Origin of the sequence: Burkholderia sp. BCC1999, assembly GCF_905339975.1 — a bacterium.
GTDB lineage: Bacteria > Pseudomonadota > Gammaproteobacteria > Burkholderiales > Burkholderiaceae > Burkholderia.
Genome location: NZ_CAJPHP010000003.1, coordinates 307,295 through 332,743 on the forward strand (window position 1 = coordinate 307,295; position 25,449 = coordinate 332,743).

Annotated in this window: 23 protein-coding genes; 7 read left to right on the plus strand and 16 right to left on the minus strand. The window is 67.7% G+C overall.

Going from position 1 to position 25,449, the window contains the following annotated elements:
* Positions 1 to 32: 32 nt before the first annotated feature.
* From U5809_RS06090 to U5809_RS06120, 7 genes are all read right to left on the minus strand, one after another.
* A complete protein-coding gene (locus U5809_RS06090; protein WP_322085884.1) occupies positions 33 to 635 on the minus strand; it encodes a class I SAM-dependent methyltransferase in 603 nt (200 codons plus the stop codon).
* 8 nt (positions 636 to 643) lie between these two features.
* Entirely contained in the window at positions 644 to 1,846 is a 1,203-nt protein-coding gene (locus U5809_RS06095) for a tryptophan--tRNA ligase (protein WP_006487046.1), read from the minus strand.
* A gap of 8 nt (positions 1,847 to 1,854) precedes the next feature.
* On the minus strand, positions 1,855 to 2,517 hold the full coding sequence (locus tag U5809_RS06100) for a site-2 protease family protein (protein ID WP_282505509.1): 663 nt from the start codon (positions 2,515 to 2,517) through the stop codon (positions 1,855 to 1,857).
* A gap of 47 nt (positions 2,518 to 2,564) precedes the next feature.
* On the minus strand, positions 2,565 to 3,197 hold the full coding sequence (locus tag U5809_RS06105; protein WP_176047446.1) for an L-threonylcarbamoyladenylate synthase: 633 nt from the start codon (positions 3,195 to 3,197) through the stop codon (positions 2,565 to 2,567).
* Positions 3,198 to 3,266: 69 nt separating this feature from the next.
* The gene (locus U5809_RS06110; RefSeq protein WP_322085924.1) at positions 3,267 to 4,097 is read right to left on the minus strand and encodes a 3',5'-nucleoside bisphosphate phosphatase; all 831 of its coding nucleotides are present in this window, start codon (positions 4,095 to 4,097) and stop codon (positions 3,267 to 3,269) included.
* Between the two features lie 82 nt (positions 4,098 to 4,179).
* A complete protein-coding gene (locus tag U5809_RS06115) occupies positions 4,180 to 5,070 on the minus strand; it encodes an alpha/beta hydrolase (protein WP_322085885.1) in 891 nt (296 codons plus the stop codon).
* A gap of 141 nt (positions 5,071 to 5,211) precedes the next feature.
* Positions 5,212 to 6,069, minus strand: coding sequence for a ferritin-like domain-containing protein (locus tag U5809_RS06120; RefSeq protein ID WP_322085886.1), 858 nt, complete (start codon positions 6,067 to 6,069; stop codon positions 5,212 to 5,214).
* A 143-nt stretch (positions 6,070 to 6,212) separates the two neighbouring features.
* On the opposite strand from U5809_RS06120, the gene U5809_RS06125 reads away from it, so the two are divergent.
* The 3 genes from U5809_RS06125 to U5809_RS06135 all read left to right on the plus strand — a co-directional run bounded on the left by U5809_RS06125 (position 6,213) and on the right by U5809_RS06135 (position 8,204).
* The gene (locus tag U5809_RS06125; protein ID WP_176047450.1) at positions 6,213 to 6,737 is read left to right on the plus strand and encodes a gamma carbonic anhydrase family protein; all 525 of its coding nucleotides are present in this window, start codon (positions 6,213 to 6,215) and stop codon (positions 6,735 to 6,737) included.
* 25 nt (positions 6,738 to 6,762) lie between these two features.
* A complete protein-coding gene (gene hslO / locus U5809_RS06130; RefSeq protein WP_176047451.1) occupies positions 6,763 to 7,713 on the plus strand; it encodes an Hsp33 family molecular chaperone HslO in 951 nt (316 codons plus the stop codon).
* Positions 7,714 to 7,847: 134 nt separating this feature from the next.
* Positions 7,848 to 8,204, plus strand: a complete 357-nt coding sequence (locus U5809_RS06135; protein ID WP_322085887.1) for a hypothetical protein — start codon at positions 7,848 to 7,850, stop codon at positions 8,202 to 8,204.
* Between the two features lie 86 nt (positions 8,205 to 8,290).
* Here the strand turns inward: U5809_RS06135 and ftsB are convergent, their stop codons facing one another.
* The 9 genes from ftsB to U5809_RS06180 all read right to left on the minus strand — a co-directional run bounded on the left by ftsB (position 8,291) and on the right by U5809_RS06180 (position 19,440).
* Positions 8,291 to 8,716 carry a cell division protein FtsB gene (ftsB, locus tag U5809_RS06140; RefSeq protein ID WP_027784847.1) on the minus strand — a complete coding sequence of 142 codons (426 nt, stop codon included), beginning with the start codon at positions 8,714 to 8,716 and terminating at the stop codon, positions 8,291 to 8,293.
* Positions 8,717 to 8,797: 81 nt separating this feature from the next.
* Positions 8,798 to 10,081 (minus strand): phosphopyruvate hydratase, encoded by a 1,284-nt coding sequence (gene eno / locus U5809_RS06145; protein ID WP_011352544.1) that lies wholly within the window; start codon positions 10,079 to 10,081, stop codon positions 8,798 to 8,800.
* Positions 10,082 to 10,187: 106 nt separating this feature from the next.
* On the minus strand, positions 10,188 to 11,042 hold the full coding sequence (gene kdsA / locus U5809_RS06150) for a 3-deoxy-8-phosphooctulonate synthase (RefSeq protein ID WP_047898480.1): 855 nt from the start codon (positions 11,040 to 11,042) through the stop codon (positions 10,188 to 10,190).
* A 3-nt stretch (positions 11,043 to 11,045) separates the two neighbouring features.
* Positions 11,046 to 12,698: a CTP synthase gene (locus tag U5809_RS06155; protein WP_322085888.1), complete on the minus strand. Its 1,653-nt coding sequence runs from the start codon at positions 12,696 to 12,698 to the stop codon at positions 11,046 to 11,048.
* A gap of 157 nt (positions 12,699 to 12,855) precedes the next feature.
* The gene (locus U5809_RS06160; RefSeq protein WP_282505514.1) at positions 12,856 to 13,701 is read right to left on the minus strand and encodes an alpha/beta fold hydrolase; all 846 of its coding nucleotides are present in this window, start codon (positions 13,699 to 13,701) and stop codon (positions 12,856 to 12,858) included.
* 337 nt (positions 13,702 to 14,038) lie between these two features.
* Complete coding sequence (locus U5809_RS06165; protein WP_322085889.1) at positions 14,039 to 16,522, minus strand: DNA internalization-related competence protein ComEC/Rec2; 2,484 nt, start codon at positions 16,520 to 16,522, stop codon at positions 14,039 to 14,041.
* Between the two features lie 57 nt (positions 16,523 to 16,579).
* Positions 16,580 to 17,368 (minus strand): TatD family hydrolase, encoded by a 789-nt coding sequence (locus U5809_RS06170; RefSeq protein ID WP_176047455.1) that lies wholly within the window; start codon positions 17,366 to 17,368, stop codon positions 16,580 to 16,582.
* 67 nt (positions 17,369 to 17,435) lie between these two features.
* Entirely contained in the window at positions 17,436 to 18,194 is a 759-nt protein-coding gene (gene lolD, locus U5809_RS06175) for a lipoprotein-releasing ABC transporter ATP-binding protein LolD (protein ID WP_415877928.1), read from the minus strand.
* Positions 18,187 to 19,440: a lipoprotein-releasing ABC transporter permease subunit gene (locus U5809_RS06180; RefSeq protein ID WP_175829644.1), complete on the minus strand. Its 1,254-nt coding sequence runs from the start codon at positions 19,438 to 19,440 to the stop codon at positions 18,187 to 18,189. The genes lolD and U5809_RS06180 overlap by 8 nt, the downstream gene beginning before the upstream one ends.
* Positions 19,441 to 19,602: 162 nt before the next feature.
* Between U5809_RS06180 and U5809_RS06185 the strand changes: the two genes are divergently transcribed.
* From U5809_RS06185 to lysS, 4 genes are all read left to right on the plus strand, one after another.
* Positions 19,603 to 20,667 carry a regulator gene (locus U5809_RS06185; protein WP_322085890.1) on the plus strand — a complete coding sequence of 355 codons (1,065 nt, stop codon included), beginning with the start codon at positions 19,603 to 19,605 and terminating at the stop codon, positions 20,665 to 20,667.
* Between the two features lie 14 nt (positions 20,668 to 20,681).
* Positions 20,682 to 22,379: a single-stranded-DNA-specific exonuclease RecJ gene (gene recJ, locus U5809_RS06190; protein WP_322085891.1), complete on the plus strand. Its 1,698-nt coding sequence runs from the start codon at positions 20,682 to 20,684 to the stop codon at positions 22,377 to 22,379.
* A 155-nt stretch (positions 22,380 to 22,534) separates the two neighbouring features.
* Positions 22,535 to 23,639, plus strand: a protein-coding gene (gene prfB / locus U5809_RS06195; protein WP_124455448.1) for a peptide chain release factor 2 whose coding sequence is annotated in 2 segments (ribosomal slippage) — positions 22,535 to 22,615 and positions 22,617 to 23,639 — 1,104 coding nt in all. Because the reading frame shifts where the segments join, the coding sequence is not laid out codon by codon here.
* Positions 23,640 to 23,712: 73 nt separating this feature from the next.
* A complete protein-coding gene (gene lysS / locus U5809_RS06200; protein WP_282505519.1) occupies positions 23,713 to 25,239 on the plus strand; it encodes a lysine--tRNA ligase in 1,527 nt (508 codons plus the stop codon).
* Positions 25,240 to 25,449: the final 210 nt, after the last annotated feature.

A 25,449-nucleotide genomic window follows, 5' to 3' on the forward strand; every position in this document is an offset into this window, starting at 1 on the left:
TGTGTACCGGTAAACGTTGAGATTGTAGCGGATTAGCCGGGCAGTTCGTAACGTGGAATTCCCGCCCCCGCCTTCGGGGTCGCGCCCTCGCGCACCGCGCAGAGACGCTGGACGAACGCCTCGCGCGGCGCGGCGACGAAACCGTCCTCGTACGCGACCACCCGCAGGCGGCCGTGCACTGCGTCCAGCAACTCGCCCGGGGCGAGCAGGAACGCGGGGTTGGACGGTTTTCCGACCGTTTCGTTTCCTTGCGCGAAGGTTTCGTAGATCAGCACGCCGCCCGGCGCCACTGCATCGAGCAGAAGGGGCCAGAGCGGACGATGCAGGTAGTTCGTGACGATCACGGCCGCAAACCGCTCGCCGGCCGGCAGCGGCCACGGCGCGCCTTCGAGATCGGCCGCGCGGGCCTCGACGCCGGGAATCGTGCGCAACGCGGCCAGCGCGACCGGATCGCGGTCAAGCGCGACGACCGGATGCCCATGCGACGCGAACCAGCGCGCATGGCGGCCGCCACCCGCGGCGACGTCGAGCACGGCGCCGCCGGCCGGCACGAGCCGCGACCATTGCGCGACCCAGCGCGACGGCTCGGCCTGAGCGACGTGGCCGCCCGCGGCGGCGATGACGGATTCGCTCATGCGCCGGATCAGTTGTACGACAGGCCCATCGCGTCGCGCACGTCGCGCATCGTTTCCGTCGCGTACTTGCGCGCCTTGTCGCAACCGTCCGCGACGATCGCGCGCAGCAGCGACGGATCGTCCATGTACTTCTGCGCGCGCTCGAGCATCGGCTGCTGTTCGCGCAGGATGCCTTCGACGACCGGCTGCTTGCAGTCGAGGCAACCGATACCCGCCGAGCGGCAGCCCTTCTGCACCCACTCGTGCGTCGCTTCGTCCGTATAGACCTGGTGCAGCTGCCACACCGGGCACTTGTCCGGATCGCCCGGATCGGTGCGGCGCACGCGCGCGGGATCGGTCGGCATCGTGCGGACCTTCTTCGTGATCGTCTCGGCGTCTTCGCGCAGGCCGATCGTGTTGCCGTACGACTTGGACATCTTTTGCCCGTCGAGGCCCGGCATCCGCGATGCCTCGGTCAGCAGCGCCTGCGGCTCGACCAGGATGATCTTGCGCGCGCCTTCGAGATAGCCGAACAGGCGCTCGCGATCGCTCATCGACAGGCTCTGCGATTCCTGCAGCATCGCGCGCGCCTGTTCGAGCGCCTCGTCGTCGCCCTCCTGCTGATACGCATTGCGCAGCTCGTGATAGAGCTTCGCACGCTTGCCGCCGAGCTTCTTCGCGGCTTCGAGCGCCTTCTCCTCGAAGCCGGGCTCACGGCCGTACAGGTAGTTGAAGCGGCGCGCGATCTCGCGCGTCATCTCGACGTGCGGCACCTGATCCTCGCCGACCGGCACGAGCGAGCCGCGATACAGCAGGATGTCGGCCGCCATCAGCACCGGGTAGCCAAGGAACCCGTAGGTCGACAGGTCCTTGTCCTTCAGCTTCTCCATCTGCTCCTTGTAGGTCGGCACGCGTTCGAGCCAGCCGAGCGGCGTGCTCATGCCGAGCAGCAGCGCGAGTTCCGCGTGCTCGGGCACCTTGCTCTGGATGAACAGCGTCGCCTGCGCCGGATCGATGCCCGATGCGAGCCAGTCGATCAGCACGTCCCACACGTTCTTCTCGATGACCTCGGGAGTCTCGTAGTGCGTCGTCAGCGCATGCCAGTCGACGACGCAGAAGAAGCACGGGTACTCGGACTGCAGCTTCACCCAGTTTTTCAGCACGCCGTGGTAATGACCGAGGTGCAGCGACCCGGTGGGTCGCATGCCGGAGAAAATACGTTCTGGGAACATGATTGTCGTTAGAAAAGCGAGGCGAATGGGGACAGGATGGCGCTCAGGACGGCATAGCCGACGTTGACGAGCGGGCGCAGCCAGAAGTTCGTCAGCACGCCCGTCGCGACCAGCGCGAGGACGATGATGAAACCGTACGGCTCGATGCGCGACAGCGCGATCGATTGCTTCGGTGGCAGCAGCGCCGCCAGGATGCGGCCGCCGTCGAGCGGCGGCAGCGGAAACAGGTTCAGCACGCCGAGCACGAGGTTCGCGCTGACGCCGGCAAGCGCCATCCGCGTGAAGAACGGCTCGTCGATGCCGACGGCGGGCAGCACGAGGGTCAGCAGGCCCCAGACCAGCGCCTGCACGAAGTTGCAGGCCGGGCCCGCGAGCGACACCCACAGGCTGCCCCAGCGCGGGTTGCGCAGGTTGCCGAACGAAACCGGCACCGGCTTCGCATAGCCGAACAGGAACGCGCCGCCCGTCAGGAAGTACATCACGAGCGGGATCGCGATCGTGCCGAGCGGATCGATGTGGCGCATCGGGTTGAACGACACGCGCCCCATCACGTAGGCGGTGTTGTCGCCGAGCAGGCGGGCGGCGTAGCCGTGCGCGGCCTCGTGCAGCGTGATCGCGAAGATCACGGGCAGCGCATAGACGGCGATGGTCTGTATCAGGGAAGCATCCATATCGCGTTATTGTAACAAGCGCACTCGCGCAAAATTGAACGGCCCGCTCATGCGGCCGAGAGGCCGAACGGTTCCAGCGCGCCGCGCCCCGCGCGCACGAGCTCCGGCTCGTCGCCGGTCAGGTCGATCACCGTCGACGGTTCGCGCGGGCACGCGCCGCCGTCGATCACGAGGTCGACCTGCTTCTCGAGCCGCGTGCGGATTTCTTCGGGATCGTTGAGCGGCTCGTCGTCCGGCGGCAGGATCAGCGTCGTGCCGAGCAGCGGCTGGCCGAGCGATTCCAGCAGCGCGAGCGTGATCGCGTGGTCGGGCACGCGCAGCCCGATCGTCTTGCGCGATGGGTGCGACAGCCGGCGCGGCACTTCCTTCGTCGCCTGCAGGATGAACACGTAGGGGCCCGGCGTCACAGACTTGATCTGCCGGTACTGGCGGTTGTCGACCATCGCGAAGTTCGCGAGCTCCGACAGGTCGCGCACGAGCAGCGACAGGTGCTGCTTCTCGTCGAGCCCGCGAATCCGGCGCACGCGTTCGACCGCATCCTTGTCGTCGAGATGGCACGCGAGCGCATAGCTCGAATCGGTCGGCATCGCGATCACGCCGCCCTTGCTGATGATGTCCACGGCCTGCTTGATCAGGCGCGGCTGCGGATTATCCGGATGAATCCTGAAGAACTGGGACATGGGGGTACGTAAAGGGGGAGGAATCGGCAACGCACGGCGGCGGCAAGGGCGGCGATCAGCCGCCCGGCGTCAGAGCCAGCGCTCCCAGACCGGTGTGAGGTCGGACGGCAACGGCGGCAGGCTGCCGAGCTCGATGCGGCCCTCGCCCGGCGCGTGGAAATCCGAGCCGCGCGACACTTCGAAGCCGAAGCGACGCGCGACCTCCGCGTATTCGCGGTACTGGTCGGGTGTATGACTGCCCGTGATGACTTCGATCGCGCGGCCGCCCAGATCGATGAACTCACCGAAGAATGCGTCGAATTCGACGGGCGTGTAGCGGTAGCGGCCCGGATGCGCGACCACGGCTTCGCCGCCCGCCGTGCGGATCCAGCCAACCGCGTCGGACAGCGATGCCCAGCGATGCGGGACGAAGCCGGGCTTGCCGTCGCCGAGCAGCCGGTCGAACACGTCCGACGTCGATTCGGCGTGGCCGTTCTCGACGAGAAAGCGCGCGAAGTGCGTGCGCGAGATCAGGTCGGGATTCGAGACGTACTTCAGCGCGCCTTCGTACGCGTCGGGAATGCCGAGCGTCGCAAGCTGCTCGCCGATCGCCAGCGCGCGCGCCGCGCGGCCGTGGCGCGTGCGATACAGGCCGTCGACCAGCGCCGGGTTCGCGGGATCGATGTTCAGGCCGACGATGTGCACGGTGCGCGCTGCCCACGTGACCGAAATCTCGACGCCGCTCAGGTAACGCATGCCGAGCGCTTCCGCCTCGCTGCGTGCCGCTGCCTGACCGCCGATTTCATCGTGGTCGGTCAGCGCCCACAGGGTCACGCCGCCCGCATGCGCGCGGCGCGCGACGTCGGCAGGCGACAGCAACCCGTCGGAAACATTGGAATGGCAGTGGAGATCGGCGTTCATTGTCGGCATGGCAGGTAAGGCTTCATTCTACTGCAACGCGGCAATTGCGCCGCCCGCCTGCCCTGCCGACGGCATCGCGCGCCTACGCGCAGAACGCCTCGATCAGCGCCGCGATCTGCTCGGGCTGGTCGTGATGCACCATGTGGCCGGCGTCCTCGACGAGCTTTTCGCGCCAGTCGGGGAACGCGTCGAAGCGCGCCTTGAATTCAGGCAGCGGGATGTCGCCGGCGATATGCGCGAGCGTCGGCGAATTGACTGCTTCGACGTGCAGCACCTTCGCCCGCACCTGCTTCCAGGTCGCCATCACTTCATCGAGCCGGTACAGCTGCGGGCCCGGCATCTTGTGCGCCGGATCGGCCAGCAGGTGGTAGAGACCGTCGTCGCCGCGCTTCGACCAGTGCTCGGCGAGGAACGCGGCGCGGCGCGGGGCGAGCCGCGGATTGGTCTTGATCAGGCGCGCCGCCACCTCGTCGAGGGACGCGTACGGCCGCAACGCCGGCGGCTCGCGCAGTTCGTCCAGCCAGCCGCGCAGCCGGCGCGGCGCCTGTTCGGCCCGGGCAGGCGCGAGCCCGAAGCCTTCGAGGTCGACCACGCGACGCACGCGCTCAGGCCGGGCGCCGGCGTACAGGCACACGACGTTCGCGCCCATGCTGTGCCCGACCAGGTTGACTTCGCCGGCCGGCGCATAGTGGTCGACCAGCGCATCGAGATCACCCAGGTATTCGTGGAACCAGTAGTGGCCGCCGCCCTGCCGGGCCACCGGCCAGTCGGACAGCCCGAAGCCGCGCGCATCGGGCGCAATCACCTGCCAGTCGCCCGCGAGCGCGTCGACGACGAACTGAAACGACGCCGCGACGTCCATCCAGCCATGCAGCATGAACAGCATCGGCGCATCGGGCCGGCCCCAGCGCCGCACATGCAACTGGACGCCGCGCACCGTGACGAAATCGGAAACAGAACTCGAGGCACTCATTGCAACCGCCAAAAAAAGAATGGTCGTTCGATTATAGCGGCGACGCCTGCGTTCCGGCGCTCGGCAATCGAGGCCGCGCTCTAGCAGCGGCGGCATTCGGACGGCCGCCGGGAAGCACCGTCGGCCGGATGCGCGGGCCGGCTAAAGTGCCGCGTTTCCGTCCGCGGCGTCCTGCGCGGCCAGTTCGTCGAGTTCGGTCTGCTCGAAGCCGGCATCGCGGCGCGCATCGAAATTGAATGGGCCGCGCAGCCGCGGCGCATGGTATTGCTCGGCCAGCTGCCGGTAGGTCGGCACCGGATCGCGGCCGGCTGCGTCGCACAGATGCCGGAACCAGCGGTTGCCGATCGCGACATGGCCGATCTCGTCGCGCAGGATCACGTCGAGGATCGCGGCCGACGCGCCGTCGCCCGCCTGCACGAGCCGCGCGCGGATCGGCGGCGATGCGTCGAGCCCGCGCGCCTCGAGCGTGCGCGGCACGAGCGCCATGCGTGCCAGCACGTCGCCCTTGGTCCGCTCGCACATCTCCCACAGTCCGTTGTGCGCGGGAAAATCGCCGTACACATGCCCGAATGCCGCCAGCCGGTCGGACAGCAGCGTGAAGTGATAGGCCTCCTCGGCCGCGACCTTCAGCCAGTCCGCATAGAACGCGTCAGGCTGGCCCGCGAAGCGCCAGACCGCGTCGAGCGCCAGGTTGATCGCGTTGAATTCGATATGGGCAAGCGCGTGCAGCAGCACCGCGCGCCCCTCGGGCGAACGCATGCTGCGCCGTTCGAGCTGGCGCGGCTCGACGAGCGGCGGACAGGCAGGACGTCCGGGCAGGTCGGCCGGTTCAGGCAGCGCGAGCGACGGCGCGATCGCGGCCTGCCCGGCTCGCAGCGCATCGTGCAACGCGCGCACCCGCGCGGCCTTCGCGGCCGGTTCGGACAGGCGCAGCGCGTCGAGCGCCACGCGGCGCACACAGGCCGGCGTAGCGCCGGACGACGAAGACTCCATGCTCATAAACGGGGACACCTTGCGTACGCATCGCGGGAGCATATGCACGCGACGGTTTACAATATGCGTTTGTTCCACGGCGCCATGCGCCGGGCAAACCGGACGCGCCATTCTACCGGCGCCCATCATCGAAGAGACAAGGAGACTCCGTGACGATCTACAAACTGGGCGAGACGGCCCCGACGATCCACGAAAGCGTATTCGTCGCCGACACGGCGGCCATCATCGGCAAGGTCGTGCTCGAGGAGAACGCGAGCGTGTGGTTCGGTGCGACGATTCGCGGCGACAACGAAACCATTGCCGTCGGCGCCGGCAGCAACGTCCAGGAAGGCGCGGTCCTGCACACGGACCCGGGCTTTCCGCTGACGATTGCCGAAAACGTGACGATCGGGCACCAGGCGATGCTGCACGGCTGCACGATCGGCGAAGGTTCGCTGATCGGGATTCAGGCGGTGGTCTTGAATGGTGCGGTCATCGGCCGCAACTGTCTGGTTGGCGCAGGCGCGGTCGTGACGGAAGGCAAGACGTTCCCGGACAACTCGCTGATTCTCGGCGCACCGGCGAAAGTCGTGCGCGAGCTGTCGGCGGAAGACATCGCGCGGCTGCGCGCAAACGCGAAGACGTATGTCGAGCGGCGCGCGCATTTCAAGGAGCAACTCGTGCGGATCGGGTGATTCGCGCGGATTTCAAGGAAGAAGAGTGAGCGACCAGTTACAGAAATTCATGTTCAATGCGGCGCCCGTGCGCGGCGAGATCGTTTCGCTGCGCAATACGTGGCAGGAAGTGCTCGCCCGCCGCGACTACCCTGCCCCCGTGCGCACGGTGCTCGGCGAGATGATGGCCGCGTGCGCGCTGCTGTCCGCGAACCTGAAATTTCACGGCACCCTGATCATGCAGATCTTCGGCGACGGGCCGGTCCAGATGCTGGTCGTCCAGTGCGGTTCGGATCTGTCGATGCGGGCCACCGCGAAGTTCGCCGGCGACGCGGCGCAAACGATCGGCGACGATACCAGCTTCGCGTCGCTCGTCAACGCGAGCGGCCACGGCCGTTGCGTGATCACGCTCGACCCGGCCGACAAGCTGCCGGGCCAGCAGCCGTACCAGGGCATCGTGCCGCTGAACGGCGTCGACGGCCCGCTCGAGTCGGTGTCGCAGGTGCTCGAGCACTACATGCATCACTCGGAGCAGCTCGATACGCGGCTGTGGCTCGCGGCCGATCGCGACCGCGCGGTCGGCATGCTGTTGCAGAAGCTGCCGGGCGACGGCGGCATCGTGCCGCGCAACGCCGAAACCGATATCGACACGTGGGAGCGCGTCTGCACGCTCGGCGGCACGCTGTCCGCCAAGGAACTGCTCGAGGTCGAACCGGAAGTCGTGTTCCGCCGGCTGTTCTGGCAGGAAAACGTGCAGCACTTCGAACCGGCCGGCACGCGTTTCCAGTGCTCGTGCTCGCGCGAGAAAGTGGGCGCGATGCTGCGCATGCTCGGCCGCGATGAAGTCGACAGCGTGATCGTCGAGCGCGGCCACGTCGAGATCCACTGCGAGTTCTGCAACCAGCGCTACGAGTTCGATCCCGTCGACGTCGCGCAGTTGTTCGCAGCACCCGGCGTCGAAACCGGCATCGCGCCGGCAACCGACCAGCGTCACTGAGCGGCGCGCTCGTGCCCGCCATCCGGGCACGGGCGCATAATGACGCACGAGCGCCGCACGCACGGCTCAGGCACCGGAGGCTCGGCCTTCGGTGCACACCACTTCCCGCCGTCGGCGCGCTGCAGGAGAAACACATGAATCGCCTCCGCCCGTTTCGCACCCTCATCCTGACGAGCGTCGCCGCCGGCACGCTCGCGCTCACCGGCTGCGCGATGCCGCCGCCGACGTCCACGATCCTGAGCCGCCTGCCCGAGCCGGGCGCGTCGGGTGGCCAGCCGCCCGCGCTCTCGAGCGCCGAACGCAAGCGCTACGACGAGATCGACCAGCAGGTGCTGCGCGAACAGAACAGCGCCATCGCGGCCGAGGCAGCCGCACGCGCATGGGCGTACTACTCGCCACCGCCCGTGACCGTCTACGGCGGGTATTACGGCGGATGGGGAAATCGCTGGGGAACGGGTGTCAGCTACGGCTACCCGGGCTGGTGGTGGTGAGCGGTCAATCGATCGATTGACGACTGGCAGGAAATAAAAAAGCGCGGTATTTCCCGCGCTTTTTCAATGGGTTCGAGGTATCGCGATCAGTGATGCGCGGCCTTGCCCTTGTCGCCGCCATGATGCCGCGACGGCTTCGCAATCGACTGCGGGTTCGGCACGACACGCACCGGCGCCGCGGAGACGGTACCGCGCGTCGACGTGTTCGACGGCGTGTTGTTCAGCGGGCCTGCGGGCGCATTCGGCGACACGAACTGCACGAATACTTCGCCGTCCTTCACCATGCCCATCTCGTAGCGCGCACGCTCCTCGATGGCCGCGGTGCCGCTCTGCAGATCCTGCACTTCGCCGGCCGTGCGCTCGTTGCGCAGCTTTTCGTCCGCATTCTTCTGGAGCTGGTCGTCGAGCTGCTGACGCAATTCATGCACCCGCAGCCAGCCGCCGTGTCCCCACCATAGGGGGTACTGAATGAGCGCCAGCAAGGCAATCAGGACGACAGTGACAAGCCGCATGTAAGAGACGCAGATATAAGAAGCGCCGCTCCGCGCACGTGCACAGAGCGGCGTCGATATGACGAACCCGATAGTAGCGCGTTAGCGCAGGTTATAGAAAGCCGATTTACCCGGGTAGCTTGCGATGTCGCCGAGATCTTCCTCGATGCGCAGCAACTGGTTGTACTTCGAGATGCGGTCGCTGCGCGACAGCGAACCCGTCTTGATCTGACCGGCATTCAGGCCGACCGCGATGTCCGCGATCGTCGAATCTTCCGTTTCGCCCGAGCGGTGCGAGATCACGGCCGTGTAGCCCGCGCGCTTCGCCATTTCGATCGCCGCGAACGTTTCGGTCAGCGTACCAATCTGGTTGATCTTGATGAGGATCGAGTTCGCGATGCCCTTCTCGATGCCTTCCTTCAGGATGCGCGTGTTCGTGACGAACAGGTCGTCGCCGACCAGCTGCACCTTCTTGCCGAGGCGGTCGGTCAGCAGCTTCCAGCCTTCCCAGTCGCTTTCGTGCATGCCGTCCTCGATCGACACGATCGGGAACTTGTCGGCGAGCGTCGCGAGGTAGTCGGTGAATTCGGCCGACGACAGTTGCAGGCCTTCGCCCGCGAGCTGGTACTTGCCGTCGTGGTAGAACTCGGATGCCGCGCAGTCGAGCGCGAGCAGCACGTCTTCGCCCGCGCGGTAGCCGGCCTTCTCGATCGCCTGCAGGATCGTCGACAGGCACTCGTCGTTGCTGCCGAAGTTCGGTGCGAAGCCGCCTTCGTCGCCGACTGCCGTGCTCATGCCGCGGTCGCTCAGGATCTTCTTCAGCGCGTGGAACACTTCCGCGCCGCAACGCAGGGCTTCACGGAACGTCGGCTGGCTGACCGGGACGATCATGAATTCCTGGATGTCGAGGCTGTTGTTCGCGTGCGCGCCGCCGTTGACGATGTTCATCATCGGCACCGGCAGCTGCATCGCGCCCGAGCCGCCGAAGTAGCGGTACAGCGGCAGGCCTGCCTCTTCGGCAGCGGCCTTCGCGACGGCCATCGACACGGCCAGCATCGCGTTCGCGCCGAGACGCGACTTGTTGTCGGTGCCGTCCAGCTCGAGCAGCGTCTTGTCGAGGAACGCCTGTTCCGACGCGTCGAGGCCCATGATGGCTTCGGAGATTTCGGTATTGATGTGCTCGACTGCCTTCAGCACGCCCTTGCCGTTGTAGCGGCCGGCTTCGCCGTCGCGCAGTTCGATCGCTTCACGCGAGCCGGTGGACGCGCCCGACGGCACCGCCGCGCGGCCCATCGTGCCCGATTCGAGCAGCACGTCGCATTCGACGGTGGGGTTGCCGCGCGAATCCAGAATCTCGCGGCCGATGATATCTACGATGGCACTCATGGGTTTCCTCTGAGAATGACGATGGATTCTTCAAACTGCGACGGCGCGCACGCCTGAACCGCTTTCGCTACAGACGCGCGAAGCCGTCGCAAGGTTCATTCGATCTTTAATTGAAATCGTTTTCCAGGAACGGATTGCGCTTCACCGCCTGGTCGAGCGTGACCAGCGTCTCCAGCAGCGCACCCATCCGGTTCAGCGGCACCGCGTTCGGGCCGTCCGACTTCGCTTCCGCCGGATTCGGGTGCGTTTCCATGAAGAGGCCGGCGACACCCGTCGCGACCGCCGCACGCGCGAGCACCGGCACGAATTCTCGCTGGCCGCCCGAGCTCGTGCCCTGCCCGCCCGGCAACTGCACCGAGTGGGTCGCGTCGAACACGACCGGCGCGTTCGTCTCGCGCATGATCGCGAGCGAACGCATGTCCGACACGAGATTGTTGTAGCCGAACGAGACGCCGCGCTCGCACGCCATGAAGCGGTCTTCCGACAGCCCCGCTTCACGTGCCGCGTCGCGCGCCTTGTCGATCACGTTCTTCATGTCGTGCGGCGCGAGGAACTGGCCCTTCTTGATGTTGACGGGCTTGCCCGAGCGTGCGCACGCGTGGATGAAGTCTGTCTGGCGGCACAGGAACGCCGGCGTCTGCAGCACGTCGACGACCGACGCGACCTGCTCGATCTCGTCGATCGAATGCACGTCGGTCAGCACCGGCAGGCCGAGCTGGCGCTTCACCTCGGACAGGATCCGCAGGCCTTCGTCCATTCCGAGGCCACGGAACGACTTGCCCGAACTGCGGTTCGCCTTGTCGTAGGACGACTTGTAGATGAACGGAACGTTCAGCTTCTCGCAGATCTCCTTCAGGCGGCCCGCCGTGTCGATCGTCATTTGCTCCGATTCGACGACGCAGGTACCCGCGATCAGGAAGAAAGGCTTGTCGAGACCGACCTCGAAATCGCACAGCTTCATGCTTTACACTCCGGGCGCTTGCTTGTTGGCCAGCGCAGCTTCGACGAACGACTTGAAGAGGGGATGACCGTCACGCGGCGTGGACGTGAATTCCGGGTGGAACTGGACGCCGACGAACCACGGGTGCATCGAACGCGGCAGCTCCATCATTTCCGGCAGATCCTCGCTCGGGGTACGGGCGCTGATGATAAGGCCGCCGGCTTCGAGCTGGGGCACGAAGCGGTTATTGACTTCATAACGGTGGCGATGGCGTTCGTTCACGTCCTTGCCATAGATTTCTTCCGCCATCGTGCCCGGCTTGATCGGGCAGCGCTGCGAACCGAGGCGCATCGTGCCGCCGAGGTCGGATTCCTCGGTGCGCGTCTCGACCTTGCCGTCGCGGTCATACCACTCGGTGATCAGCGCGACCACGCGTTCCGGCGTGTCCGGCTCGAATTCCGTGCTGTTCGCCTGCTTCAGGCCGACGACGTCGCGCGCGAATTCGATCACCGCGAGCTGCATGCCGAGGCAGATGCCGAGATACGGCACCTTGGCTTCGCGCGCGTAGCGGATCGCCGCAATCTTGCCTTCCGTGCCGCGACGGCCGAAACCACCCGGCACCAGCACGGCGTCGAGATGCTTCAGGCTGTCGACACCGTTCGCCTCGATCTCTTCCGAGTCGATGTACTCGATGTTGACCTTGGTCGACGTGTGCAGCGATGCGTGGCGCAGCGCCTCGATCAGCGACTTGTACGACTCGGTCAGGTCGACGTACTTGCCGACCATGCCGATCGTCACTTCGTGCTTCGGGTTCTCGAGCTTCTCGACGAGCGCCGACCACATGCTCAGGTCGGCGTCCTTCGGCGACAGCTTCAGTTCCTCGCAGATGATGCGGTCGAGGCCCTGGTCGTGCAGCATCTGCGGAATCTTGTAGATGCTGTCGGCGTCCCACACCGAGATCACGGCGTCTTCCGGCACGTTCGAGAACATCGAGATCTTCTTCGATTCGTCGTCGGGGATGCGGCGGTCGGCACGGCACAGCAGCACGTGCGGCAGGATGCCGATCTCGCGCAGCTTCTGCACGCTGTGCTGGGTCGGCTTCGTCTTCAGCTCGCCGGCCGTCGCGACGTACGGCACCAGCGTCAGGTGCACGAAGCACGCGCTGTTGCGACCGAGACGCAGGCTCATCTGGCGCGCAGCCTCGAGGAACGGCAGCGACTCGATGTCGCCGACCGTGCCGCCGATCTCGACGATCGCGACATCCGGCTCACCGCAGGTGGCCGACGCGGCCCCGCGCTCGATGAACGCCTGGATTTCGTTCGTGATGTGCGGAATGACCTGCACGGTCTTGCCGAGATAGTCGCCGCGGCGTTCCTTGCGGATCACCGATTCGTAGATCTGGCCGGTCGTGAAGTTGTTGGCCTTGCGCATCTTCGTGCTGATGAAGCGCTCATAGTGGCCGAGGTCGAGGTCGGTCTCCGCTCCGTCTTCCGTCACGAACACTTCGCCGTGCTGGAACGGGCTCATCGTGCCGGGGTCGACGTTGATGTACGGATCGAGTTTGAGGAGGGTGACTTTCAGACCGCGCGATTCTAGGATCGCGGCGAGGGAAGCGGCGGCAATACCCTTGCCAAGGGAAGAAACTACGCCGCCGGTGACGAAAACATATTTGGTCATCGCTGGATGCTCGCGGGAAAAACGGATTATACCGTAAAGCCCGCCCTTCTCTCAGCAATTGGCGCGATGATCGCGCCCTTTCGCGCCGACCCGCGCCAGCCGAGCGCGCCGGGGCAAACCGGCCGGCCGGTCGACGCGCGGCGGCCCGCGCGACGCGTCAGGCGCGCTTCGCGAGCGGCGCGCTGACCTGCGAAACGCCGCCCTCCTCCGCCTTCAGCGAATTCAGCATCCGCTGCAATGCGCGGGCGGTCTCGAGCGGCCGCTCCATCGGGAACAGGTGACTGCCTTCGAGCCACTCGACGCGGCCGCGCGCCGCGCGCCGCGTCGCGTCGAGCCCGACCTGCCGCACCTCGCGCGAACGCGTGCCGGCCAGGAAGCCGAGCGGCACCGGTGCGCCGTGCGCGAGCCGCGGGCCGATCGTGTGCGGCAGTGTACGGTAGATCAGATACTCGACCTGGCGGTCGAACGCCAACGCCCGCTCGCCGTCGGCGCCGGCCTGCGGAATCCCGTAGTCGATGTAGTCGGCCAGCATCCGTTCGTCCCAGCGCGCGAACGCCGGCTTCTCGCGGAAGTGCCGCCAGACTTCGTCGCGGCTGACCCAGCGCGTGCGCCGGTTGCGCGTCGCGGCGGCCGGCGACAGCCGCTCGTCGAGCCCTGCCCACTGGCTCGCGCGCAGTGCGCCGGCACGCCAGCCCGCGATGATCGGCGAATCGATCATCACGACGCCGCGCACCCATTGCGGCTTCTTCAGCGCGGCCATCAGCGACAGGTAGCCGCCGAGCGAATGGCCGACGAGCCATACCGGGCGCTCGTAGCGCCTGCCGATGTCGTCGAGCAGCTGCTCGACGAGGTGCGGCCAGTCGCGCGTCACCGGATAGCGGCGGTCGTGGCCGATCCGTTCGATGTAGCGCAGCTCGTAGTCGTCGGCCAGTTCGGCGAAGATCGTCCGATACGTCGACGCCGGGAAGCCGTTCGCATGCGAGAAGTGGAGGATGTCCTTCAAACGCCGTTGTCTCCTTTGTCGACGAGAGTTAGTGCTTTAGCACTTACTCTCGTCCCATGCTTCGCGGTCGACGAGAGTGGATGCCTGAGCACTTGCTCTCGTCCCATGCTTCGCGATCGACGGGAGTGGGTGCCTGAGCACTTGCTCCCGTCCCGTGCTTCGCGGTCGACGAGAGTGGGTGCCTGAGCACTTGCTCCCGTCCCGTGCTTCGCGGTCGACCGGAGTGGGTGCTTCGTCACTGCTCCGCTCCCGTGCTTCATTTTCTACCGGGCCCTGCTTCGGCACTTTACCCGCCGGCCCCGCGTTTTCTTGCCTGATACGCCGGCCTTCGCCGCACTCACCGGCCCATCCAGTACCGGCGCCGCTCGTCGCGATAACGCACGAATGCGAACCCGCCATCGGCCGGCGCGACGTCGAACCGTATGGCGCCGTCGCGATCGGTGCGCGGCAGCGGAATCCCGCGCGCCTCGTAGCGTGCGAGGACGCTCCGGTGCGGATGCCCGAAACGATTGCGATAGCCTACAGGAAATACCGCGACGCGCGGCCCGACCGAATCGAGGAAAGGCTCGACCGACGACGTACGGCTACCGTGGTGCGGCACGACCAGGATCTGGGCGGCCAGCGCGTCGCGCGCGGCGCTCACGAGCCGGCGTTCGGCGGGCGCTTCGATGTCGCCCGTCAGCAGCGCGGACGTCCCGCCCGCATCGATGCGCAGCACGCACGACTGCCCGTTCGACGAACCCGTGTCCGGGCCGCTCGACGGCCAGAGCATCGTGAACACGACACCGTCCCAGGTCCAGCGCTGCCCGGCCGCGCACGGCAGCCGGTCGGCCACGCCGGCAGCCGTCGCATCGCGCCACAGTCCGCTCTTTGGCGGAACGCCCGCCAGCAACTGGCGCACGTCGGCGGCCGCATAGACGGCCGGTGCGCCGCCCGTGTGGTCGGCATGCGCGTGACTGAGCACGAGCGAATCGATCACCGCGATGCCGCGCGAGCGCAATGCCGGCGCGACGATCCGCGCACCGGCATGCGTCGACTCCGCGCCCGGCCCCGCATCGAACAGCAAGGTCCGCCGCGCGGTTTCAACCAGCACCGACGCGCCCTGCCCGACGTCCAGCACGGTCAGCCTGAAACCGCCCGGCAGCGGCGTGTCGGGCGCCGGCGCAACGAGCGGCAGCCACGTGAGCGGCGCCGCCCAGCGCAACGGCCAGCCGCGCGGCATCAGCGCCCACACGACACCCACGCAGGCCAGCGCGAGCACCGGCCACTCGGGCATCGGCAGCCAGAACACGCCAGCCGGCCAGTCGGCGAGGTGCTCGAGCAACGTCATCATCGGTTCGAGCGCCGCGTGCGCGAGCCGAAACGCATACGCGTCGAGTGGCGCGGGCAGCGCGATGCCGGCCAGCACGACCGGCGTCACGACCGAGCTGACCCACGGAATCGCGAATGCATTGCCGAACGGGCCCGACAGCGAAATCTGCGCAAACCAGGCGGCCGTGAGCGGCGCGAGGCCGATCGTCACCGCGTACTGCACGCGCGTGGCCTCGGCGAGACGACGTCCCGCGCGCATGCCCCACGCGCCCAACCGGCTCGACAGGCCGACCACGCCGCCGCCCTCGTCGCCTTCCGCGTTCGCCTCCCGCACCGCGCGCCAGCCAGCAACCGCCAGCAGGATCACGGCGACCGCACCGAACGACAGCCAGAACCCGGCCGACAGCACCGCCCACGGATCGGCCAGCAGCACGCCGCCGAGCGCCGTGCACAGCACCGCCGACGTCGGCACGCTGCGTCCGGCCAGATACGCGATGCCACCGCCCGCGATCATCCACCACGCGCGCTGCGCCGGCACGTTGAAGCCGGCGAGCGCCGCATAACCGGCCGCGGCCACCAGGGCGGCAAGCGCGGCCGCGTACTGCGCAGGCAACACGAGCGCCGCGGCCCGCGCGCGCCAGCGCAGCTGGCGCCAGACCATCGACACGAGCCCGCCCGCGATCGCGCCGACCAACCCGACATGCAGGCCGGAAATCGCGATCAGGTGGCTCGTGCCGGTGTTGCGCAGGACGCGCCAGTCGTCGTCGCCGATGCCCGACTGGTCGCCGATCGCCAGCGCGGCGACGATGCCGCGATGCGCCGCGTCGACACCGAGCGTCTCGCCGATACGGGCCCGCAGCGCGTCGCGCAGTCGATCGATCGTCGCACGCCATCCCGATGCGCGCGCGTCGAGCAATGCCGCCCGCCGTGGTGTGCTGATGTACCCGATGGCACGAATGCCCGCCGCGAGCCACGCCGCCTCGCTGTCGCGCACGCCGGGATTGGCCTCCGCATGCGGCCGCTTCAGGCGCACGACGAAACGCCAGCGCTGTGCGGCGCGCAGGTCGGGCAGCGCTTCGCGTGTCGCGGGCCTGCCGTACGTGCGCCACGACAGCCGGATCAACGGCGGAAAACTGGTCAGCCCCGCATCGTTCGACTCGACCGCGAACAGCAGCCGCGCGCCGCGCTCGTCGACGACGGGCAGCCCCCTGATCACGCCCGTGACGACGATGTCGCGCCCTTCCCATTCCGCCGGCAGGCTGTCGCCCAGCCGCCATTCGGCGCGCACGGCCGCGTAGCCGAATCCCGCGACGCAGGCCGCGAGCGCGCACAGCATCCAGCCGAGTGCGGCCGTCGTACGCGTACGCCGTCGACGCATGCACCACGCACCCAGCGCCGCGCATCCGGCGAGCATGGCCGCCCCGGCCACCCATGCGATCGCACCCGGCAACGCCGCCTGCCGCTGCAGCACGACGACGCCGAGCGCGAACGCGATCCACGCCACGCGCATTCCACCTCCTCGTCGACCTGGCGCCGCGATGACGAATGCGGCGCCTTCCGGCAACGATTATGCGGACGAAAGTGCGAGTCGCGGCAGCGCGGCGAGCGCGTTAGCCGAAGTGCATAGGGACACGGCACCGGCGTCGAGCCCGCGAAGTTCGGCGAGCACGTCGCCGATGCGCGGCACCTGGTCGGGCGTGTTGCGGGACTTGTACGCCCATTCGGGCGCGATGTCGGGGGCGTCGGTCTCGACGACGAGCGCGTCGAGCGGTAACTCCGTCGCAAGGCGGCGGATCTGCAGCGCACGCGTGAACGTCACGTTGCCGCCGAAGCCAAGGTGCAGCCCTTGCGCGAGATACGCTTCGGCCTGCTGGAAACTGCCGTTGAACGCATGCGCGATGCCGCGCCGCACGCCGAAACGGCGCAGCCCGGCGAGCACGCGGTCCTGCGACTTGCGCACGTGACACAGCACGGGCAGGTCGAATTCGCGCGCCAGCTTGAGCTGCCCCTGATAGAAGAACTGCTGCCGGTCTTCGTCGAGCCCCGGCACGAAATAGTCGAGGCCGATCTCGCCGATCGCGACGAAGCGCGGATCGTCGAGGCTCGCCTCGATTTCCATGCGCAGGCGGTCGAGATCCTCGTCACGCGCCTGCGGCGTATACATAGGATGGATGCCGAGCGCATAGACGGCGCCCGGCGTGCGTTGCGCGAGTTCGCGCACCGTCGTGAAGTTGTCGCGCCCGATGCTCGGGATCACGATGCGCGACACGCCGGCCGCGCGCGCCGCGTGCGCGACCGCGTCGCGGTCGGCGTCGAACTCGGCGGCATCGAGATGGCAGTGCGTGTCGATCCACATGGCGGCAGTCCTGCGCCCTCGCACCGCGCCGGGACGCACCCGGCAGCAGCCCGAAAGCGTTCGCTTCTTACACCGGCAACGCCGGCTCCTCGTACAGCACGCCGTCGCGCAACCGCATGATGCGGTCGCAGCGCGCGGCGAGATCGGGATCGTGCGTGACGATCACGAAGCTCGTTTCGAGCGTCTCGGACAGTTCGAGCATCAGGTTGAACACCGTGTCGGCCGTCGTACCGTCGAGGTTGCCGGTCGGCTCGTCGGCGAGCACGCACGCGGGTTTCGTGACCAGCGCACGCGCGATCGCGACGCGCTGCCGCTCGCCGCCCGACAGCTCGCCCGGCCGGTGCTTCGCGCGCGGGCCGAGACCGACGCGCTCGAGCATCGTCTGCGCCTCGGCACGCGCGGCCTCGGTCGTCATCCGGCGGATGCGCAGCGGCATCGCGACGTTGTCGAGCGCGGTGAATTCGGGCAGCAGGTGATGGAACTGATAGACGAAACCGAGCGCACGATTGCGCAGCTCGTTGCGCTCGCGCTCGGCGAGTTGCGTAAACGGCTTGCCGAGCAGCGACACCTCGCCCGCGCTCGGCTCGTCGAGCCCGCCGAGCACGTGCAGCAGCGTACTTTTGCCGGAGCCCGACGCGCCGACGACCGCGAGCTTCTCGCCGCGCCGCACCGTCAGCTCGGTATTGTTGAGCACCTGCACGTTGAAGCCGCCCTGCACGAACGCCTTCGTGATCCCGCGCGCCTGAAGCACGTATTCCTGCATACCAGCCGAATCCTGTCTGTTGTGTTGTCGTGAATCCGCCAATGCGGTCGCGCGGTCATTCATAACGGAGCGCCTCCGCCGGCTTCACCTTCGCGCCGCGCCAGCTCGGGTAGAGCGTCGCGACGGCCGACAGCGCGAACGCGATCAGCCCGATCCGGATCACGTCGCTCGCGACGAGTTCGGACGGCAGCTCGCTGATGAAGTACACCGACGGCGGCAGGAACTGCACGCCGAACAGGTGCTCGATCATCGGGATCAGCCACGGGATGCTCCACGCGATCAGGCAGCCGAGCGCGACGCCCGACGCGGTGCCGACGAAGCCGATCGTCACGCCCTGCACGACGAAGATCTTCATGATCGACCCCGGCTGCGCGCCGAGCGTGCGCAGGATCGCGATGTCGGCCTGCTTGTTGGTCACCGTCATCACGAGCGACGACACGAGGTTGAACGCGGCCACCGCGATGATCAGCGTGAGGATGATGAACATCATCCGCTTCTCGATCTGCACGGCCGAGAACCAGGTCTTGTTCTGCTGGGTCCAGTCGCGGATGTACAGGCTGCCCGACAGCGTATGCGACAGCTCGACCGCCACGTCCGGCGCCTTTTGCATGTCCTTCAGACGCAGCCGCACGCCGGTCGGTGCGACCATCCGGAACAGCGCCTCGGCGTCGCGAATGTTGATCATCGCGAGCGTGCTGTCGTATTCGTAGTGGCCCGACTCGAATACGCCGACGACCGTAAACTGCTTCAGGCGCGGCATCATGCCGGCCGGCGTGATCGACCCTTCCGGCGCGACCAGCGTGACCTTGTCGCCGACCGTCACGCCGAGGTTGCCGGCGAGCGCATCGCCAAGCACGATGCCGAACTGACCCGGCACGAGCGCGGCGAGTTGGCCGGCCTTCATGTCCTTGCCGATGTCCGACACCTGCGGCTCGAGTGTCGGCTCGACGCCACGCAGCATCACGCCGCTCACCGCGTCCTGGCGCGTGAGCAGCGCCTGCGCGTCGACGTACGGCGCCGCGCCGATCACCGACGGATTGCGGCGCGCTTCCTGCGCGGTCAGTTGCCAGTCGGGCATCGAGCCCGTCGGCGAGAACACCTCGACGTGCGCGAGCACCGACAGCATGCGATCGCGCACTTCCTTCTGGAAGCCGTTCATCACCGACAGCACGACGATCAGCGCCGCGACACCGAGCGCGATCCCGAGCATCGACACGAGCGCGATGAAGGAAATGAAGCCGTTGCCGGTCGTGCGTTTGCCGGCGCGCGTGTAGCGCCAGCCGATCTGCCATTCGTACGGAAGTTTCAAGCGAATCCTTTCTGCTGGTTACGGCGGGGAGGCGCCCCGCGGCCGGCCCGCCACCCGGTGGCGGCCACCGGCCCGGGCACGGTCGAAAAACGGCCGCCGGACGCAAACGGGCCGTCAGCCGGCCCGATCACGCGCGCAGTTTGCCATACAATGCGCACCATCATGCACGACCGACGCCTCCATTTTCTCGTTCCGTTCGCGCTGCCGTCGGCGGCCGATGCGGCCTCGTCCCTGCACACGCTGGACAGCCCCGCGCTCGAAAAGTTGCTCGCCCGCGCCAGCCTCGTCGAGCGCGTGGCCGGCGAGGACTTCCAGCGCACACTGCCGCACGAGCGCTGGCTGGCCCGCCAGTTCGGCGCGACCCAGGGCAACGCCGCGGACGAGGCGCCGCTCGCGCCCTACATGTTGCTGGCGGATGGCGGCGATCCCGGCACGCAAGCGTGGGCGTGCGTCGAGCCCGTGCACGTCGAAATCGCCCACGATCACCTGGTGCTCGTCGACCCGGCCGCCCTCGCGCTCGACGAAGGTGACGCAGCCGCGCTGCTCGCGGTCGCGCGACCGCTGATCGAGGAGCTCGGCGTGCGGCTCGAAGCGCCGAACCCGGCGCGCTGGTACCTGTCGAGCGACCAGCTCGCCCGGCTGGCCGGCGCCGCGCCGCTGCGCGCAAGCGGCCGCAACATCGAGATCTGGCTGCCGCACGAAGCCCACACCGGCGAACGCTCGCGGATGTGGATGAAACTGCAGAACGAAGTGCAGATGGCGTGGTTTCAGCACCCGGTCAACGACGCTCGCGAAGCGCGCGGGCTGCCGGCCGTCAATTCGATCTGGTTCCATGCACAGGGCACGCTGAAGCCGGTCGGCAAGCCGTTCGCGCGCGTGCTGTCCGCGTCGCCCGCGGCGCTCGGCCTCGCGCGCGCCGCGCAAACCGAAGCCGGCAGCCCGCCCGCGACGTTCGACGCGCTGCCCGCCGCCGACGGCACAACGCTCGTCGAACTGCCGGCGCTGACCACGCCGTTCATCGAGCAGGACTGGGCGCGCTGGCACGACGGGCTCGTCGCGCTCGAGCGCGACTGGTTCGCACCGGCCCTCGCCGCGCTGCGGAACGGCGCGTTGTCGAGCGTCGATGTCACGCTGTGCGGCGACACGAGCTCCGTGACGCTGCACGCGACGCGCGGCGACCTGCGCAAGTTCTGGCGCCGCCGCGCGCTCGCCTCCCTGTTCGAATAACCCACCCACTGCGTATGACCCGGATCGTTACCCGCCCCGTCGCGCCCGCCGACGCCGAAGTGCTCGCGCGCCACGGCCTGCACCCCGTTCTCGCGCGCCTGTATGCGTCGCGCGGCGTGCAGTCGCCCGCCGACATCGAGACTGCACTTGCGCGCCTCGTCCCGCCCACCGAACTGAAGGGCTGCGCCGATGCGGCGTCGCTGCTCGCCGACGCGATCGCCGACAAGCGACGCCTGCTCGTCGTCGCCGACTATGACTGCGACGGCGCGACCGCCTGCGCGGTCGCGGTGCGCGGCCTGCGGATGTTCGGCGCGCAGATCGACTACCTGGTGCCGAACCGCTTCGAATACGGCTACGGCCTCACGCCCGAAATCGTCGAACTCGCCGCCGCGCGCAAGCCCGACCTGCTGATCACCGTCGACAACGGGATCGCCAGCGTCGCGGGCGTCGAAGCCGCGAACGCCCGCGGCATCGACGTGCTCGTGACCGACCACCACCTGCCCGGCGACGCACTGCCCACGGCCCGCGCGATCGTCAACCCGAACCAGCCCGGCTGCGCGTTCCCGAGCAAGCACCTCGCCGGCGTCGGCGTGATGTTCTACGTGCTGCTCGCGCTGCGCGCCGAGCTGCGCCGCCGCGGCGCATTCGCGAGCAAGGAAGCCGAGCCGCGCCTCGACGGGCTGCTCGACCTCGTCGCGCTCGGCACCGTCGCCGACGTCGTGCGGCTCGACGGCAACAACCGCGTGCTGGTCGCGCAGGGGCTGCAACGCATCCGCAACGGCCGCATGCAGCCGGGCATCGCCGCACTGTTCCGTGCCGCCGCGCGTGAAGCGCGCACCGCGTCGGGCTTCGACCTCGGCTTCGGCCTCGGCCCGCGCCTGAACGCCGCCGGGCGGCTGTCCGACATGTCGCTCGGCATCGAGTGCCTGATCACCGACGACATCGGCCGCGCGTGGGACCTCGCGCAGCAGCTCGACGGGATGAACCGCGAACGCCGCGAGATCGAGGCCGGCATGCAGCAGCAGGCGCTCGCCGATCTCGCCGACGTCGACCCGGCCGACGCGTGCACGATCACGCTGTTCAATCCCGAGTGGCACCAGGGTGTGATCGGCATCGTCGCCGGCCGGCTCAAGGAAAAATTCCACCGCCCGTCGTTCACGTTCGCGCACGCCGACGAGGAAGGCAAGCGGGTCAAGGGTTCGGGCCGGTCGATCGCCGGCTTCCACCTGCGCGACGCGCTCGACCTCGTGTCGAAGCGCGAACCGGACCTGATCGTCGCATTCGGCGGCCATGCGATGGCGGCCGGACTCACGCTCGACACCGAGAACGTGCCGCGCTTCGCGGCCGCGTTCGAGGCCGTCGCGCGCGAATGGCTGTCCGACGACGCGCTCGCCCGCGTGATCGAGACCGACGGCGAACTCGAGGACGCGTACTTCACGCCGCAGTTCGTCGGCCTGCTCGACGAGGCCGTGTGGGGGCAAGGTTTTCCGGCCCCGCTTTTCTCGGGCGAATTCGACGTCGTGTCGCAGTCGCTCGTGAAGGAGAAGCACCTGAAGCTGCAGCTTGCGCGCGGCCGCCAGCGCTTCAATGCGATCTGGTTCAACCACACCGAACCGCTGCCCGAGAGCGCGCTGGTCGCGTACCGGCTCGTCGCCGACACGTGGAACGGCGTCACGCGCGTCCAGCTGATCGTCGAGCACGCAGCCGGCTGAGCGCGCGCCAACCGGCCCGCTGCCGCGCCCGCCCCGGCATGCGCGCCGCGCCGGATGGCGCCGCGGCACACGTGCGCGCACCGTTTGCGTCACCGGGCAACCCTGCCGATCGGCTATAATTCCGCTTTTTTACGAAGCAAGAATAGCGAACGATCATGGAAGCGGAACGTCTCAACGCGATCGAAAGCTCCCTGCTCGACCTGCGCAACCGCGCGGGCGAGCTTCGGGGGTATCTTTGACTACGACGCCAAAGCTGCGCGTCTGACCGAAGTCAACAAGGAACTCGAAGACCCGAACGTCTGGAACGATTCGAAGAACGCCCAGGCGCTCGGTCGCGAGAAGAAGCTGCTCGAAGGCGTCGTCACGACGCTCACCGCGCTGGATGGCGACCTGCGCGACGCGCTCGACCTGTTCGAGCTGGCGCGCGAGGAAGGTGACGAGGACACGCTCCTCGCGTCGGAAGAAGACGCCGCGAAGCTCGAAGCGCGTGTCGGCGACATCGAGTTCCGCCGGATGTTCTCGAACCCGGCTGACCCGAACAACTGCTTCATCGACATCCAGGCCGGCGCCGGCGGCACCGAGGCGTGCGACTGGGCATCGATGCTGCTGCGCCAGTACCTGCGCTACTGCGAGCGCAAGGGCTTCAAGGCCGAGGTGCTCGAAGAGTCCGACGGCGACGTCGCCGGCATCAAGAACGCGACGGTCAAGGTCACGGGCGAATACGCATACGGCTTCCTGCGCACCGAAACGGGCATCCACCGCCTCGTGCGCAAATCGCCGTTCGACTCGTCGGGCGGCCGCCACACGTCGTTCTCGTCGGTGTTCGTCTATCCGGAAATCGACGACTCGATCGAAGTCGAGATCAACCCGGCCGACCTGCGCATCGACACGTACCGCGCATCGGGCGCGGGCGGTCAGCACATCAACAAAACCGACTCCGCGGTGCGGATCACGCACATGCCGACCGGTATCGTCGTGCAGTGCCAGAACGACCGCTCGCAGCACCGCAATCGCGCAGAAGCGATGGCGATGCTGAAGTCGCGCCTGTACGAAGTCGAGATGCGCAAGCGCCAGGCCGAACAGGACAAGCTCGAATCGAGCAAGACCGATGTGGGCTGGGGCCACCAGATCCGCTCGTACGTGCTCGACCAGAGCCGCGTGAAGGACTTGCGTACGAACGTCGAAATGAGCAACACGCGTGCGGTGCTCGACGGCGATCTCGACGACTTCATCAGCGCCAGCCTCAAACAGGGCGTGTAAGCGCCGCGGCGCGGCCTGGCCCGCGCCGCCCTTCCCGTTTGCGTTGCCGCACCCACTCCGAATTCCGACCATCATGACCGAACCGACCCAAACGCAGCCCGCCGTCACGGCGGACGAAAACCAGATCATCGCCGAGCGCCGCGAGAAGCTGCGCGCCCTGCGCGAGCAAGGCGTCGCCTACCCGAACGATTTCCGGCCCGAGCACCACGCAGCCGACCTGCAGGCGAAATTCGCCGAGTCGGACAAAGCCGCGCTCGAAGCGAACCCGGTCGAGGTGTCGGTGGCCGGCCGCATGATGCTCAAGCGCGTGATGGGCAAGGCGAGCTTCGCGACGGTGCAGGACGGTTCGGGCCAGATCCAGTTCTTCGTGACGCCCAACGACGTCGGCGCCGAAACCTACGACGCATTCAAGAAGTGGGACCTCGGCGACATCGTCGCCGCGCGCGGCGTGCTGTTCCGTACCAACAAGGGCGAGCTGTCGGTCCAGTGCAAGGAGCTGCGCCTGCTGTCGAAGGCGCTGCGTCCGCTGCCGGACAAGTTCCACGGCCTGTCCGACCAGGAAATGCGCTACCGCCAGCGCTACGTCGACCTGATCGTCACGCCGGAAACGCGCGACACGTTCCGCGCCCGCACGAAGACGATCGCGTCGATCCGCAAGTTCATGGACAACGCCGAGTTCATGGAAGTCGAAACGCCGATGCTGCACCCGATCCCGGGCGGCGCGGCGGCGAAGCCGTTCGTCACGCATCACAATGCGCTCGACATGCAGATGTTCCTGCGCATCGCGCCGGAGCTGTACCTGAAGCGCCTGATCGTCGGCGGCTTCGAGCGCGTGTTCGAGATCAACCGCAACTTCCGGAACGAAGGCGTGTCGCCGCGTCACAACCCGGAATTCACGATGATGGAGTTCTACGCCGCGTACACCGACTACCGCTGGCTGATGGACTTCACCGAGCAACTGATCCGCCAGGCGGCAATCGATGCGCTCGGCACCGCGACGATCCAGTATCAAGGCCGTGAGCTCGACCTCGCGAAGCCGTTCCATCGCCTGACGATCACGCAGGCGATCCAGAAGTACGCACCGGACTACACCGCCGGCCAGCTGTCGGACGACGCGTTCCTGCGCACCGAACTGAAGCGCTTCGGCGTCGACGTGTCGCAGCCGGCGTTCCTGAACGCGGGCATCGGCGCGCTGCAGCTCGCGCTGTTCGAGGAAACGGCCGAAGCGCAGCTATGGGAACCGACGTTCATCATCGACTACCCGGTCGAGGTGTCGCCGCTCGCACGCGCATCGGATACGGTGCCGGGCATCACCGAGCGCTTCGAGCTGTTCATGACGGGCCGCGAAATCGCGAACGGCTTCTCGGAGCTGAACGATCCGGAAGACCAGGCCGCACGCTTCAAGAAGCAGGTCGAGCAGAAGGATGCAGGCGACGAGGAGGCGATGTTCTTCGACGCCGACTACATCCGCGCGCTCGAGTACGGGATGCCTCCGACCGGCGGCTGCGGGATCGGCATCGACCGTCTCGTGATGCTGCTGACCGACAGCCCGACGATCCGCGACGTGCTGCTGTTCCCCCACCTGCGCCGCGAAGACTGATCGCCGCGCCCGCGTGTGCGCCGCGCCCTGCGGCGCGCACGCGTCAGCTTTGTAACGACGCGTAAATCCCATCAGCCCGCGTTCGCCGGCTTTCGATCCTACCCCGTTTTATTCCCTCGTCGCGACGGCCTTCTCCGGGTTTTCCCTGTCACGACCGCCAGCGCCCCGCTGCAATTCGTTACACCTTGATACGGTGCGCCGCACGCCGCT

What these genes read in the sequence shown, in the direction of transcription:
- lolD (WP_415877928.1), bottom strand. Translation starts at nt 18,194, where the DNA reads ATGAATGACCGCGCGACCGCATTGGCGGATTCACGACAACACAACAGA.
- lysS (WP_282505519.1), top strand. Translation starts at nt 23,713, where the DNA reads ATGACCGAACCGACCCAAACGCAGCCCGCCGTCACGGCGGACGAAAAC.
- U5809_RS06120 (WP_322085886.1), bottom strand. Translation starts at nt 6,069, where the DNA reads ATGAGCATGGAGTCTTCGTCGTCCGGCGCTACGCCGGCCTGTGTGCGC.
- U5809_RS06135 (WP_322085887.1), top strand. Translation starts at nt 7,848, where the DNA reads ATGAATCGCCTCCGCCCGTTTCGCACCCTCATCCTGACGAGCGTCGCC.
- U5809_RS06090 (WP_322085884.1), bottom strand. Translation starts at nt 635, where the DNA reads ATGAGCGAATCCGTCATCGCCGCCGCGGGCGGCCACGTCGCTCAGGCC.
- U5809_RS06170 (WP_176047455.1), bottom strand. Translation starts at nt 17,368, where the DNA reads ATGTGGATCGACACGCACTGCCATCTCGATGCCGCCGAGTTCGACGCC.
- U5809_RS06165 (WP_322085889.1), bottom strand. Translation starts at nt 16,522, where the DNA reads ATGCGCGTGGCGTGGATCGCGTTCGCGCTCGGCGTCGTCGTGCTGCAG.
- ftsB (WP_027784847.1), bottom strand. Translation starts at nt 8,716, where the DNA reads ATGCGGCTTGTCACTGTCGTCCTGATTGCCTTGCTGGCGCTCATTCAG.
- U5809_RS06155 (WP_322085888.1), bottom strand. Translation starts at nt 12,698, where the DNA reads ATGACCAAATATGTTTTCGTCACCGGCGGCGTAGTTTCTTCCCTTGGC.
- recJ (WP_322085891.1), top strand. Translation starts at nt 20,682, where the DNA reads ATGACCCGGATCGTTACCCGCCCCGTCGCGCCCGCCGACGCCGAAGTG.
- U5809_RS06185 (WP_322085890.1), top strand. Translation starts at nt 19,603, where the DNA reads ATGCACGACCGACGCCTCCATTTTCTCGTTCCGTTCGCGCTGCCGTCG.
- U5809_RS06110 (WP_322085924.1), bottom strand. Translation starts at nt 4,097, where the DNA reads ATGAACGCCGATCTCCACTGCCATTCCAATGTTTCCGACGGGTTGCTG.
- U5809_RS06100 (WP_282505509.1), bottom strand. Translation starts at nt 2,517, where the DNA reads ATGGATGCTTCCCTGATACAGACCATCGCCGTCTATGCGCTGCCCGTG.
- U5809_RS06115 (WP_322085885.1), bottom strand. Translation starts at nt 5,070, where the DNA reads ATGAGTGCCTCGAGTTCTGTTTCCGATTTCGTCACGGTGCGCGGCGTC.
- U5809_RS06095 (WP_006487046.1), bottom strand. Translation starts at nt 1,846, where the DNA reads ATGTTCCCAGAACGTATTTTCTCCGGCATGCGACCCACCGGGTCGCTG.
- kdsA (WP_047898480.1), bottom strand. Translation starts at nt 11,042, where the DNA reads ATGAAGCTGTGCGATTTCGAGGTCGGTCTCGACAAGCCTTTCTTCCTG.
- eno (WP_011352544.1), bottom strand. Translation starts at nt 10,081, where the DNA reads ATGAGTGCCATCGTAGATATCATCGGCCGCGAGATTCTGGATTCGCGC.
- U5809_RS06105 (WP_176047446.1), bottom strand. Translation starts at nt 3,197, where the DNA reads ATGTCCCAGTTCTTCAGGATTCATCCGGATAATCCGCAGCCGCGCCTG.